Below are 13,876 nucleotides of genomic sequence, written 5' to 3' on the forward strand. Positions count from 1 at the left end.
TGGGCAGTGCAAGTCGCGTTCGGTGAGAAGTGCGCGAAGGGCCAAAATCGTGACTCCCAAAGAACGCCGCACGCAGATTGTCGCGCTAGTCGATAGTGGCGAGCCGTCTACCCCCGCCGATCTCGCAGCGCGGTTCGGAGTATCCGAGGACAGTATCCGACGCGACCTCCGCGCACTCGCGGAGCACGGACTCGTGCGGCGGGTGCATGGTGGCGCGTTGCCGCGCTCCCCGGCTGCGGTCCCCTATGGTGAGAGACTCGAACAGCAGCCTGCCGTCAAACAGCGGATCGCGGCACGAACAGCCGGCCGGCTCGCGTCCCTGCGAGCGGTGTGTCTGGACGGCGGAACGACGGTCCTAGAAGTCGCGCGCCTGCTCCCGCCAGAGTTCCGGGGAACGGTCGTGACAGTGAGTTTGCCGGTTGCTACTGAACTTGCGGCCCGCGCTGAGATCGAGGTGATTCAGATCGGCGGGCGGGTCAGTGGCTTTTCTCATACGGTGGTCGGGCCGGATGTGGTGGAGGCGCTGCGTCGGTACCGGTTCGATGTGTGCGTGCTCGGAGTGTGCAGCCTCGACCCTCAAGCCGGGTTAACGGTGCCAGACCGCGATGAGGCGTTCGTCAAAGCAATAATGGTGGAGCGATCCGCAAGCGTGGTTGCGGTGGCGACGCGAACCAAGCTCGGAACCGCCGAACCGTTCCTGGTCGCTCCGGCAACCGCTGTCGGGACTTTGGTCACGGACGCGGACCCGAACGAACCTCTAGTAACGGCGCTCACGGAAATCGGGGTCGAAGTGGTGTGTGTCCCCACCGCGTGATTTGGCCCAGCTGTGTAACGTGCTCGGCATAGCTCACTGCACTCGGTGTAAACTGGCTGGTATCTTGGCCGAATCAGTGAGCTTACTTGATCGGTGGCGGAGCGTGATGAAAATCAAGAGCCGCCGGTCGTCGGGGCACTCTGATTCTGCGATTGGGTTGATAAGACTGTGTTCGGTCAGACAGGCCACAGCGCCTCGACATCCGCGAACGATCTGCACTCCGCTCACGTTTTGACGGGGACTGCTGAGAATAGTATGACCAGCCCTTCGGCGATGGTCGGGTGCGTTAGCACCATGTCGCGAAGGGCCGTGTACGGTAGCCCGGCGCTCATCGCGGTCTGAACAACCGCCATCACTTCCCCGGCCTCGACGCCGAACGCGGTGAACCCGAGGATTCGGTCGCCGTCTTTCTCGATCAGCGCTTTGAAAAACCCCCGCGTTTCGGACAGCGTTTGCGTGCGCAGCACCTGTTCCATCGGGATTTTCGCGAGCCGGTAGGCGATGTCGCGTTCTTTCGCTTCGCGCTCGCTCAGACCAATTCGAGCCAGTTCGGGGTCGGTGAACATACACGACGGCACCTGGCGCCCGGTCGTGACGCGGTGACCGCCCGAGAGGTTGTCCCGGACAATTCGGAAGTCATCGAACCCGATGTGCGTGAATTGCGGGCTACCAGCGCAATCACCCACCGCCCAAACGCCTTCCGCCGTAGTGCGGAGGTGATCATCGACCTTCACATATCCGCGTGCGTCCAACTCCACGCCGGCCGTTTCTAGCCCGATCCCGTCCGTGTTCGGCGTGCGCCCTGCCGCGGCCAACAGGTGCGTACCCTCGGTCACCACTTCGGTCCCCGCGCGCTTGGCGTGGAGCTGAACGGCCTGCCCCGACGTTCCCGTTACGCGATCGAGGACCGTGTCGGTGGATACGGTAATCCCCTCGTCGCGAAAGAGCTGCTCCATCTCTTCGGACACGTCCGCGTCTTCACGGTGGACCAGCGCCGAGTTCCGCTCGACAACCGTCACCCGGCTCCCGAACCGGCGGAACGCCTGGGCCAGTTCCAGTCCGATGTACCCGCCACCAAGAACGATGAGGTGCTCGGGCACGCGGTCCAGTTCGAGGGCCTCAATGTGTGTGAGGGGGCTGGCGTCTTTCAGGCCGGGAGTTGCATCGATCTTCGCCCGCGATCCGGTGTTGATAATGACGTTCGTACCACGAAACACCCGCGTTCCGCCGTCGCGGAGTGCCACCTCGACTGTCTTGGGACCGGTGAACCGACCGTGCCCCATTACCAATTCCGCGCCGCTCGACTTGAACTTACCGAGGTGGACTTGCACCAACCCTTCCACCATTTTTCGCTTGCGCTCGCGCACCGCGGCCATGTCGAGCTTCCACTCGCCGGCCGTGATTCCGAATTCTGCGCTCCGGTGGAAGTAGGACGCGACTTTTGCGGAGTGAATGATGTTCTTGCTCGGCAAGCACGCGATGTTCGGGCACGACCCACCGATGTACTTCCGCTCGATGACGACCGCGCGCTGGCCACGTGCGGCGAAGGTCCAGGCCAGATACTTGCCAGGTTCCCCACTCCCGAGAACAACGAGGTCGTATTCTTCCGGCTTCGACATGGTGCCCTCGCGGTTCAGGTTAATGCAGATGTGGTCAATTCGATTTATGTGCCGCCACCCCGAACGCGCCCCCGCGCATTGAGGGTGCGCGGGGGCGCGTTCGGGGTCGAACGATTCAGCTCACGAGAGTCGCGTCCAGAGTGATCTCGGCTTTGAGAAGCTTGGACACCGGGCACCCGGCCTTTGCCATCCCGGTGAGCTTCTCGAATGTTGCTTGGTCCGCGCCTGGAATCTTGGCCTTTAGCGTCAGGTGGACTGCGGTGATCGCGAACCCGCCCTCCACTTGCTCCAGCGTGACTTCCGCGGACGTGTCCATTTGCTCGGCGGTGAGCTTGGCTTCGCTCAAAATCAGCGACAGGGCCATTGTGAAGCACCCCGCGTGGGCCGCGGCAATCAGCTCTTCGGGGTTGCTCCCGCGCTGCCCCTCGAACCGGCTGGCGAAGCCGTAGGGGTAGGCCGTCAGCGCGCCGCTTTCGGTCGAGAGCGCGCCTTTGCCGTCCTTGATCCCGCCCTGCCACGCCGCCGAACCTTTGCGCTTGATCTTCATCCGAATTCTCCCAGGAAACTCTCTCAACAACACAACCACTTACTCCGCCGCGAGGTGCGCGCCTTTTTCGGCGACCGACTTGCGCATCAGAAGCGCGAGGAAGATCAGCCCGACGGCAACCCCGGCGAACACCCAAAAGACGTCGAAGTACGCCAGCGACAGTGCCTGTTGTTGGCGCAAATTGTCAATTATCTGAGTGCTCATCGCCTTCGTTGTGACCGGGTCACCGGTGAGCGGGGAGAGGGCCGACTGGATACCGGTAAGGTACTCCTGTAGCGTCGGGTTCAGAGGGTCCAAATACTCATTCAACCGCAGCAAGTGGAACTGTTCCCGCCGCTCCCGAATTGTCTGCGCGACCGAGGTGCCGACGCTCCCGCCCTCGTTGCGGAGCAAGCTGAACAGTCCGACCGCGGCCCCGCGCATGTGGAGCGGAACGTTCTGGTACACGGCCACGTTCAACGGGGTAATCAGTAGCGAAAGCCCCGCGATCGTGACCACACGCGGCCACACCACGTCCCACGGACCGATGTCCAGGTTCATCTGGCTCAGCCAGTAGTTCCCGATCGCCATGAGCGCTAGGCCGGCCACCACCAGCCAGCGCGCGTCCGCACCGCGGCCCAAGAGGAGCGCCACAATGGGCAGGAGTAGCACCGCGCAGATCCCCGCGGGCGACAGCACCAACCCCGAGTGCGTGGCATCGTACCCGAACAGCGTTTGGAGCATCCCAGGGAGCGAAACTGTTTGGCCGTAGAGAACGGCAAACGCGCACGCGATCGCGATCGCTCCGACTGCGAAATTGCGATCGGCGAGCGGACGAAAATCGACGAGCGGCGACGGGCGCCGGAGTTCCCAGACGATCAGCCCCACGAGGCACGCGACGAACAGGGCCGACAGCGTCTGCACGCGGTAGAACGGGTCACCGAACCAGTCCCACTCCTGCCCCTTGCTCAGCACCACCTCCCAGGTCACCATCACAATCACCAGAAGGCCCAAGCCGATCGTGTCGAACCCAACCGGGCTGTTCCGACCCGCGGCGCGAGCTGCAACCAGATACGGCGGGTCTTCAACCAGCACGTAGCACGCGACTAGTGCGAGCAACCCGATCGGAACGTTGATGAAGAAGATCCAGCGCCAGGAGTAGTTGTCGGTAATGTACCCGCCGAGCGTCGGCCCAATCACTGGGGCCACGAGCGCGGCCAGCGCGAACACCGTAAGCCCCTGCCCCTGTTTCTCCTTCGGGAATGTGTCGAGCAGAATCCCTTGGGTACACGGCTGAAGCCCACCGCCGAAAAGCCCCTGGAGCACGCGGAACAGGATCAGTTGATCCAGGCTGGTCGCCAATCCGCACAGCAAAGAACTAAAGGTGAACCCCGCGACCGAGAGCAGAAAGTAGTTCCGGCGCCCGAGCCGCGTGAGGAGCCACCCGGACATCGGGAGCACGATCGCGTTTGCGGCCAAGTAGCTCGTAATGACCCACTCGCTATCGACTTCGGCGGCCGAGAGGCTCCCGGCCATGTACCGCAGCGCGACGTTGGCGATGGTGGTGTCGAGAACTTCCATGAAGGTCGGGATCACCACGGCGACTGCGACCAGCCAGTGGTTGGGGCTGCGCGTGGGGCCACTCATGGCTTACCCCCGGTCGGTGCGGTCGGCGCGCCTGAGCGTGCGAGTTCCTGGAGCCGGCGCCCGGCGTTCGGTCCCGTTGGGGGCTCCTTGAAGTACACGTAGGGCGTCACCGACAGCCCGGCGTATAGTGTGTCGGTCTCCGGGTCGTAGTCTTCCAGTTCGACCCGAACCGGCAGCCGCTGAACGACTTTGACAAAGTTCCCGGTTGCGTTTTGAGCTGGGAGCAAGGCCAGCGTCGAGCCGGTCCCGTAAGTGAACCCGGTGATGCGCCCGTGGAACACGCGGCGGTTCCCATAAGTGTCCGCGAAGACCTCGACCCGCTGACCGATCTTAAGCTGCGTGAGCTGCGTTTCCTTGAAGTTGGCGTCGATCCAGATCTCGGTCAGGGACCGGACGGCCAATACTTGCTGCCCGGCCTGCACGTTGTTACCGGGGTTCACGTTCCGTCGCGTCACCACACCGTCGATCTCGGCCACCACCCGGCAGTACCGCAGATTGAGTTCGGCCTGATCGAGATCCCGGCGCGCCTGGAGCAGTTTTGCTTCAGACTGTTTCACCGTGGGGGCCTCCGGGACCAGCGCCGTAAAGATGCGGTCCACGTCACGCTGTGCGTCGCGTGCGCGGAACTCGTCGAGTACCTGTTTGGGAGTTGCTTCGGACTTGGAAAGCGGGAGCCCCACCTGGGCCGCGATGCGGATCAGGTCCGCAACCGCTTGGCGAACCGTCGAGAACGTCTGATTCAGGTCGGGCGGGACGTCGGTGAGAGCGCCTTTGGCGGGCTGTGGCTCCAACCCGAGGCTGACGCGGGCCTCGTACACCTCCTGAAGCGCTTGCTTGACTTGGGCTTCCGAGACTCCGAAGGACTCGACTGCGGCGTCGTACTCCTGCTTGCTTCCGACGCCCTTCTCGAACGTTTCTTTGACCCGCGTGAAGTCGGACTTCGCGCGCACCTGGATCGCTTCCTTGCTGCGGAGCGCTGACACACGGGCGTTCAGAAGGGCAATTTGGTTGTCAACCTGCTCCATTGTTGTCTGGAGCTTCCACCGCTGGCCCCGGAGCTGCGCGAGCAGTCCGCGGACCTCGGACTCGGCCGCCCGCTGGTCCGCTTCCGCTGCAGTCAGGGCCGCCCGCTTGATGTTGACTTGAATCTGGTACGGCTCCGGGTCCAGTTCGACCAACAGGTCGCCCGTCTTGACCCGGACGTTGTCGTCTACGAGCACCCGCTTCACCTGCCCCGACACCCGCGGGGCCACGAATGTAACGTGCCCATTCACGTAAGCGTCATCGGTTGAAACCGTGTTCAGAGCGGTTTCGATCGTGGGAACGGCGAGCACGACCCCGACTGCCAACACGACCAGCACCACGCCCCCGATGATCCACCGCTTCCCGTGCCGAGGATGGGCTGAAGGAGCGGTGGGGTGGGGAGCCTTTGTGGTCTTCTGCGCGCCCGGTTGTTCCGGTGCGGGACTCGCACTCGTACTCATGGGTTCCTCGTGTGACGGGGCCATTCGCAGCGTAGGGAGAGTACTCGTTCGCACCGACCGATCGGTTTCGACGGCGTATCGCAACTCGTGTGCCGACCGCTATCAGAAATTTTTCGGATCGACGCGGGTAACTTACCAGCGCGACACGCATCTGACACCCGGCGCGCGGACCAGCAGCGGCACGAACAGGTCCAATTCGGCTCACCTCTATAAGCGTGGGTGCCATACAGGGCAAAATACTGGGACGGGTTTCGGCTTCGTGGGACACTAAATGTCGGGGCGAGCAGTTGGCGATCGGCGGGAGAATGCGAGTCGTGGGCAATCAACGATTAGCAGCAACTATCGATTTACTCGCCCGAGCGGGCGTCCGGGGTTTGTCCGCCGTTCCGGATGAACAGCTCGTGCAGCACTTCGCTCGCGTTCGTGACGAAGGTGCGTTCGCGGAACTCGTTCGGCGGCACGGCTCGATGGTTCTCGGTGTGTGTCGCCGAATCCTGACCGTGGGACCGGACGCCGAAGACGCATTTCAGGCTACGTTTCTGTTTCTGGCACTGAGAGTGGGGGAGATTCGTAACACTGGGTCCGTGGCGAGTTGGCTTCACGGGGTCGCTCGCCGGGTCGCACTGAACGCTCGCAAGAGTCGGTCGCGGCGTACTAAACACGAGCAATTCGCTGCGTCCGATCGGCCGACGAAGTTCACCGCCGAGCCTGCAACCGCGGCATCTCTGACGGAACTTCAAGTCGCGCTCGACGAAGAACTTGCCCGCGTGCCGGAACCGTTCCGCGGAACCTTCGTGTTGTGCTGTCTCGAAGGCCGAACGCGGCCGGAAGCAGCGATCGAACTGTCATGCACCGAGGGCACGGTGTCCAGTCGGTTGGCCCGAGCGCGCCAAATGCTCCAGGACCGACTTACGCGCCGCGGGATCGCGCCCGCCGTTGCGCTGACGGCCGGTGCGCTCTTTGAGGTAGCGGTGCCCCCAGTTCTGGGTGCGTCAACGATACGAATTGCCAGCTTACTCGCGACCACGGGGCACGGCACGGACGTCATTCCACCCGCGGTCGCGGCCCTGATCAACGGAGTCACAGCAATGTCTGTCAAGAAAGCCACCATTCTGGCTGGACTGGTTGTAGTCGCAGCGCTGGCCGCGGGCGGGATCGGATTGTCCGCCGGTTCCTTCCAGGACCGTGGCCCCAGCGCTCCCTCCGAGCGCCCTGCGTTGTCCAAAGGTGAATCGCCGGGAGACAATCAAAAGAAAGCCGCCAATCTATCCGAGTACGCACTCCAGGAAGGCGCTGTGCTGAAGCTCGTCCGCGCGCCGTTCCCGGAAGAACGCGACCGGTTGTACACGAAGTTCGAGGCCGCGAAAGCGTTTCAGCCCCCTCCCCCGTCCGAAACGCGCCTGATGGCGGTCTACACGAACAGAGGTACGCCCGTATCGGCGAACGCATTCACCGACCGCCGAGTGCCCGGCACAACCGAGAACGGGAAGCCGCTCGCCGCTTTCCTCGAATATCCGTTGCGCGTCGACATGGCGAACGTGCTGGACCGGGACCACCTGTTGGAGTCCGTGGTACTCGATGCAGACGTCGTGCTGCAGAAAAACACGGCACCCGACAAACTGATCCCGGCGCTGCGCGACGAGTTGAAAGCGAAATGCGGTATCGACCTCCGTTTGGAGTTCGCGGAAGTCGAAAACGAAGTGGTGCGAATCAGCGGGAAGCACACGCTGGTGTCCCCGGCCGCGGACCCGACCCGACCTCACGACGACGCTGCAATCGTGCATTTCTACGCGAAGGCCCGCGAGGAGCACGCGGGCGGCTTCTACACCGATACCAGACAATTGTCCTCGCAACTGGCACAATTTCTGGGGCTACCGGTCATCGACGAGTCGAATCTGAAATCGGCCACCGTTTGGGTCACGATCCGGCACCACCTTCGGTACCCGATTACGCCCAAAACGCGGGCCGAAGACGCCGACCCCGTACAAGTCTTGAAGAACGTGGCGGACCAGACCGGGCTGACGCTCAAGCTCGAAAAACAAAAGGTCCGTGTGCTCGTGGTCGAGAAGCAAAAGAAACCTGCCGACCCGCCGAAGAAACTCGGCCGGGTACCCGACCCGGAACCCAACTTACAGGCCGAACTCGCGCGGTGGGACACAGCGTTCCGCCACGGGTCCGATGAAAAATTCGCCGAACTGGAGCGCACCGCGGGCGAGTGGCTGAAGAAGTACCCCGGACAAGACGACCGCGGACACATCTACTTCCAGGTGGTTCACGTTGCGGCGCAAAGCCGAATCGACACACAAATCGCGCGGGTCCGTGAGTACGGCCAAAAGGTACTCGAACAGAGTCGCGACCCCGTCGCACGCGGCACCGTGTACAGCTACCTCGCCAGCGCCGCGGAAGTCGATCGCACACTCAAAACGTTCGAGGAGCGCCGGCGGCTCGCGGCAGACGTGTTGCTCACCGGGTTCGCCGAAGCGCTCGCTCAAGAGTTGCCGGCCGAGGCCCCGGAACTACCCGCTGTGAACCGGATCGGTCGTGAACTGGAAAACGACCCGGTCGAAGCGGCTCGGATACGTACTCAACAAGCGGTCCAAATGGATGCACGCCGGGAGGCAAAATTTGTCCGCGATCTGGTCCAGCGGCGCAACACACTCGTGCTGCAACTGCGCGGACTGTACCGGCCAACTCCGAACGTTCATGGCCGAAACGAAGAGGGACCAAAAGAGCTGCGCAAACTCGCTGCGGCAAAACTGAGCGCATCTGCGACCGAGGCTTTACTCGCTGAGGTTATGAAGCCGCCCGCGCGCTGAACTGGCACTCTGTGATGTGGTCGAGTTGCATCACACGAAGGGATTGGTAGTTACCAAAGCGGGTGCGGATCGATGGAGATCCGCACCCGCTTTGTGCTTTTTACCCTTGCAATGCGGTGAGTCAGGCATATTATCATCTCCGCAGTGTTGAGATTAAATCTCAATAATCCGCTACGAGATCGCTCCGCACCCGCAGCTACGCTCACCCGAGCAAGCCACGTTCGCAACGCATCTCCTGGTCCGATACCCGCTTCCCTACTGGAGAGTGTTGCTATGCGCCGAACATCGGCCCCGCCCCGTCACGCCTTTACACTGATTGAACTTCTCGTCGTGATCGCGATTATTGCGATCCTCATTGGATTACTCCTGCCCGCGGTCCAGAAGGTCCGCGAGGCCGCCGCGAGGATGAAGTGTCAGAATAACCTCAAACAACTCGGCGTCGCGCTCCACAATTTCCACGATCAACAGGGCGCGCTACCTCACTTCCGGAAGTTCAGCCCGGCATCGAGCACGCCCGGTGGGTGTCCTGCCGGGCGCAACCCGTTCATGCTTCTGCTGCCGTACATCGAGCAACCGAACTACGAAACCAACACGGAGATCCGCTCGAAATCGATCGCAATGTACCTCTGCCCGTCCGACATTCCCCCGACCGGGGCCGCAGCAACATACCTGTCATACGGCATTAACTCGGGGTCAATTAACTACGGGTGGGCCTGGAACTGCGCCGGGACCGATCCGGCCGCGTACTACTGCGTGTACTACCCGAAGGACCGGCAGTACTTCGACGGGATCTTCGATTTCTCGGCGTCGTGCAGTTACCGCGGGGGCGGTCAGGTAATCAGCCTGTCGAGTATCGCGGACGGCACTTCAAACACCCTGGCGTTCGGCGAAAAGTGGGGCATTGTTCGCGACGAGACTACGGGCGCGCCCACCTCGCACATTTACCCGCCCACGTGGACCGACACCTATGCGACGCTGGCGACCCTGGCCGGCAACAAGATGAACACCCACGTCACTAACAACGTTGGCGTGTTCTGGGGGAGCTACTTCCATGCGTTCCGCTCCGGGCACACCGGCGGGTGCAATTTCACGCTCGCGGACGGGTCGGTGCGGTTCATCACGGACCGGATCAACGCCGACGCTGCCCCCGGGTACCAGTACCCGGCCGGGACCGCGGCCCCGAGCCGGGGACCGGTGAACGTCAATGCGTCCGGGGCGATGTTCCGCGCGCTGGCCACACGCGACGGCGGGGAGGTGGTCAGTGGAAACTACTAACCCTTGGTCGTGGGGGCGGCGAAGTGCGGTCGGGGCGATCCTTGTTGCGGGCGCCCTCTCCGTCTGGTGGACGGTGAACAACGTGATGGGAGAAACGCAACCACCGGCCGCGCCCCCCGAGAAGTTCATGGAAACATTCAAGTCGGCCGACGAGATTGACCGCGCGAACTGGGACCGCATGTGGAAAGATGCGGGCAAGAAACCGCCACCGCGGTAGAGGGCTGCTAGGAAGCAGCACAGGGTTCCAGGGTGCGCCCGCATCGCGGTCGACCCTGGGCTGGGTTATGCAACCCCTTCGGGGTAGAAACCAAAACCGGGCGCCGGTGAACCCGTTCGCGAGGGCGGTGGGTGGTCCCACATGCCACGCGCGCCCGGGCTACCAATGCCGGTGCCCCGAAGGGGTTAGATTACCCAGCCCAGGGTCGACCGCGATGCGGGCGCACCCTGGAACCCTGTGCACTTTGATCTCCGCCTTCTGATCTTTATTCGTGGTCTTGATCCGCGTGATCTGCGTTATCCGCGGCTCTGTTTCTTGTTCTCTATCCTCAGTCCACTTTCCTCAAGTCGTCCGCGGATTCGTCCGCGATCTTCTTGTACATGTCCAGTGCCTTCTTGAATGTCTTCTCGGCTTCCGCACGCTCGGTGTCCTTGATCCCGGGACCGCGCACGCGCCACAGTTGTTCGATCACGCCGACGCACCACTTCGCGCTCGCTTTGCTAGCGCGAATCGGTTTACCGGCCACGATCACGTTCACCGGGTTCGTGTGCATTTGCGGGAAGTGCCGGATCGCGACCCACGAACTACTGCTGATGTTCACGTCGAAGCTCACGTCGTGGACCTTGTCGTCGGCCGCGATTTCTTTCGACTGCACCACTTTCCCGTTCACCACGAGTTCGAGCGTCCGCGAGGGGCCGGTGGGGGCTTGTGCGCCGGGCGCGGTGCCGAGCGAGACGTCCTTCGCGAACGCGACCTTCGCAGTCACCTTCACCATGCCGCTGGCATCGAGCTTCACGTCACCGAACCCGGCGGACGTGCCGTTTACCGCGAATTCGAGGGCGTGAGCGTAGCCGTCGGAGACGTAGGAGCGCCCCTGTGCGATGCCCTTGCACCACGCACTGTAATCGACCACGTCTGTCTTCTTGCCGAGTTGCACGTACACGCGCCCCTGCCCGACACGGCTCCCGGAAATACACGGAAAGTCGGTTTCGCCGCTCGCTTTCAGCGGGAACCCGCAATTCATGATGTGGTACCAGCAGTTCCATTCGGGTGTGCGTGCGGTGTCCATCGCGGAGATGAAGTCGCACACGCCCATCGCGGTGGTGACGCAGACTTCCTGTGCGCCGATGCCGTTCATTTCCGGGACGTTCAAGTTCGGCAGCGTGTTGGCTGTTTTCTCGGTGCTCTTGAGTAGTTCGGCCGCGCTAAGTTTGCCGTCGCTGTTCGTGTCGATGGTGCCGAACTGTTCCGGGAGCGGCAACTTCCCCGCTCTTGCTTCGTCAGGGCTGATACTCCCATCTTGATTGGCGTCGAGTGCGTCAAATAAGCGCTTCGCGGCCTCCTTCGGGTTCACACCCAGCCCGTTCGCGGAGTGCGCGTAGCCGGTCACCGCACCCTGATCTTTCCCCCACTTCATCAGCGGGGTCGTCCACGTCGGCCAGCCCTTGAGTTTGGTCCCGTCAGAACCGGGGTACGTTTGGTCGCGCAAGTTGAGCAAGCAGACGTGGCCGAGCGCCTGCGAGCCGAAACCACTCACTTCCACGTCGTACTTGAGGATGGTGAACGGCTCGCTCTTTTGCCACGGTTTCGCCTCGAAGAACTTGCGCTGGTAGTCGTAGCACGGCCCCCAGGTCAGGCAGCAGCCGACGTTCAGCCCCTCGCCCTTGACGTGCAGGAACATGTCTTCGGGGAGCACACCCTCGGTGGGGTTCGTGTAGTGCGCGCAGCCGGCCGCGTGGATGTGGTGATCGCCGCTGAAGAACCCGAAGTCGGCCGGGTTGATCCATCGCTCGAGTTTCGCTTCAAGCGTCACGGTTCGGCGCTCACGGGGTTCCGGAACGAGGAGTTCCGTCGTCTTCAGTGCGTACTCTGGCCCGCGCCCGTACTGCACGAGAAACTTGCCCGGCGGGAGCAGAATTGTTCCGCCGTCGTGCCGGTAAACTTGCCGCTGGAAGAAAAGGTCCGGTGCGAGGCGCTTCGCTTGTGGGGGATAAATGTGCCCGCTCGCGTCCGTGATGAGGAAGCGCCCGGTTGTGGGTTTGCCGTCGAAGTCCGTGATTTTTACCTTCACGGCGACCGCCGGCTTCACCTCGAACAGCACCGGTGTTTCCCCGCGGAACCCGAGATCCTGGTTGCCCTGCCCGATGTCGAACCCGATGGTCGCTTCGCGCCGACCGCTCTCCGACGAATAGAGGAGCACGATCGCGTACTCGACTTTGAGCCCGCTGAGCGTGTCCGTCATCGGCGGCGCGATAAACAGTTCGGCCCCGAGAAACCGCTCGACAATTTTCGGATCGGCCTTTGCACCTTTGGCGTCCTGGCCCGGCCCACTGTACACCGGCCCGGCCTGGGCGCTCATGACGCGCAGTTGCTTCTTCACGGTGCTGTCGTTCATGACTTTCACGAGCACCGGCGTCCACCCGGCTTGCTGAAGTATGGCGTCCCCCGGCCCCTTTGCGACCTTGAGGCGCGCTTCCGGGTTAATCGTGATCGCGAACAGTACCCGTTTATCGAGAACCTCCTGGACCTTCTTTGCGTCCTTATTTTCGATGGCCTTCGCGAGTTGCTTCCCGGCCTCTTCGGGGAGCGAAGCACCGAGGAAGTCGAGCGCCTTCACGAGGCGCTCTGCGTTCGCCGCGAGCGGTTGCCCTTCGACGTCGTCGATTACGGGGACGTCCGCAGCGCCCGCGGCGCTCGTGACCGCGAAAAGCGCAAAGAGCGCGAGGAAGAGGTGAGGCATGGGTGGCTCCTTCGGGGTCGGAACGTCGCCCATGACACCGCGCCGGCGAAGCGGTGTCCACGGTTTTCCGTGCCGGTCGTTGGCGCGCGGCTAAATTCTGTCGGGCCTGCTATAATCGACCTATCACCGTTAACGCACCGAGGTTTGGGCAGGCGCGAAATGAAGATTGTGAGATACCCGCACCCGGCACTCCGTGTCAAAGCGCGACCCGTAACCGCCATCGACGCGGACATTCAAAAGGCCGCTGGCGAAATGCTGGAGTTGATGTACAAGAGCGAGGGGTTGGGCCTCGCTGCGCCGCAAGTCACGCTCGATTACCAGATGATCGTGATGAACTTTATGGGCGAGGCCGATCGCCCCGATCAGGAAGTGGTCGCCATCAATCCAGTGATCCTGGAATCGAAGGGCGGTACGGTCAATGACCGCGAAGGGTGCTTGAGCTTCCCGGGGCTGTACCAGAACGTGCGCCGGGCGAAGACCGTACACGTGGCAGCGTACAACCTGAAGGGCGAGAAGTTCGAGATGGTGTGCCACGATCTTGCTGCCCGCGTGTGGCAGCACGAGATCGACCACCTCCAGGGCACGCTGTTCATCGACAAAATGGGCTCGCTCGGCCTTTCGCGCAGCCAGCGCGACCTGGAGAAGTTCGTCGCGGACTTCGAGAAGGACAAGAAGAAGGGCGACCTACCGCCGGACCTGGAACCCAAGATGTAACGGTGAACCACGCTCATGCGGTGG

General features: G+C 62.6%; 10 protein-coding genes. 5 read left to right on the forward strand and 5 right to left on the reverse strand.

Going from position 1 to position 13,876, the window contains the following annotated elements:
• Positions 1-49: 49 nt before the first annotated feature.
• Entirely contained in the window at positions 50-814 is a 765-nt protein-coding gene (locus tag VT84_RS00800; protein WP_162271547.1) for a DeoR/GlpR family DNA-binding transcription regulator, read from the forward strand.
• Between the two features lie 224 nt (positions 815-1,038).
• On the opposite strand, the gene VT84_RS00805 is transcribed toward VT84_RS00800, so the two are convergent.
• The 4 genes from VT84_RS00805 to VT84_RS00820 all read right to left on the reverse strand — a co-directional run bounded on the left by VT84_RS00805 (position 1,039) and on the right by VT84_RS00820 (position 6,090).
• Positions 1,039-2,433, reverse strand: a complete 1,395-nt coding sequence (locus tag VT84_RS00805) for a dihydrolipoyl dehydrogenase family protein (protein WP_082838148.1) — start codon at positions 2,431-2,433, stop codon at positions 1,039-1,041.
• Between the two features lie 115 nt (positions 2,434-2,548).
• Complete coding sequence (locus tag VT84_RS00810) at positions 2,549-2,980, reverse strand: OsmC family protein (protein WP_082838149.1); 432 nt, start codon at positions 2,978-2,980, stop codon at positions 2,549-2,551.
• 39 nt (positions 2,981-3,019) lie between these two features.
• Positions 3,020-4,606, reverse strand: a complete 1,587-nt coding sequence (locus VT84_RS00815) for a DHA2 family efflux MFS transporter permease subunit (protein WP_082838150.1) — start codon at positions 4,604-4,606, stop codon at positions 3,020-3,022.
• Positions 4,603-6,090 carry an efflux RND transporter periplasmic adaptor subunit gene (locus VT84_RS00820; RefSeq protein WP_239465633.1) on the reverse strand — a complete coding sequence of 496 codons (1,488 nt, stop codon included), beginning with the start codon at positions 6,088-6,090 and terminating at the stop codon, positions 4,603-4,605. Before VT84_RS00820 ends, VT84_RS00815 begins: the two co-directional genes overlap by 4 nt.
• Before the next feature lie 374 nt (positions 6,091-6,464).
• Between VT84_RS00820 and VT84_RS00825 the strand changes: the two genes are divergently transcribed.
• The 3 genes from VT84_RS00825 to VT84_RS37905 all read left to right on the forward strand — a co-directional run bounded on the left by VT84_RS00825 (position 6,465) and on the right by VT84_RS37905 (position 10,398).
• Positions 6,465-8,906: a sigma-70 family RNA polymerase sigma factor gene (locus VT84_RS00825; protein WP_204249703.1), complete on the forward strand. Its 2,442-nt coding sequence runs from the start codon at positions 6,465-6,467 to the stop codon at positions 8,904-8,906.
• Positions 8,907-9,179: 273 nt separating this feature from the next.
• Entirely contained in the window at positions 9,180-10,181 is a 1,002-nt protein-coding gene (locus VT84_RS00830) for a DUF1559 domain-containing protein (protein ID WP_082843196.1), read from the forward strand.
• Positions 10,168-10,398: a hypothetical protein gene (locus VT84_RS37905; protein ID WP_157469045.1), complete on the forward strand. Its 231-nt coding sequence runs from the start codon at positions 10,168-10,170 to the stop codon at positions 10,396-10,398. Before VT84_RS00830 ends, VT84_RS37905 begins: the two co-directional genes overlap by 14 nt.
• Positions 10,399-10,726: 328 nt before the next feature.
• Here the strand turns inward: VT84_RS37905 and VT84_RS00835 are convergent, their stop codons facing one another.
• Positions 10,727-13,138, reverse strand: a complete 2,412-nt coding sequence (locus VT84_RS00835) for a CehA/McbA family metallohydrolase (protein ID WP_162271549.1) — start codon at positions 13,136-13,138, stop codon at positions 10,727-10,729.
• Between the two features lie 159 nt (positions 13,139-13,297).
• On the opposite strand from VT84_RS00835, the gene def reads away from it, so the two are divergent.
• Positions 13,298-13,852 (forward strand): peptide deformylase, encoded by a 555-nt coding sequence (def, locus tag VT84_RS00840; protein ID WP_052549012.1) that lies wholly within the window; start codon positions 13,298-13,300, stop codon positions 13,850-13,852.
• Positions 13,853-13,876 lie beyond the last annotated feature (24 nt).

Source organism: Gemmata sp. SH-PL17, assembly GCF_001610855.1.
GTDB lineage: Bacteria > Planctomycetota > Planctomycetia > Gemmatales > Gemmataceae > Gemmata > Gemmata massiliana.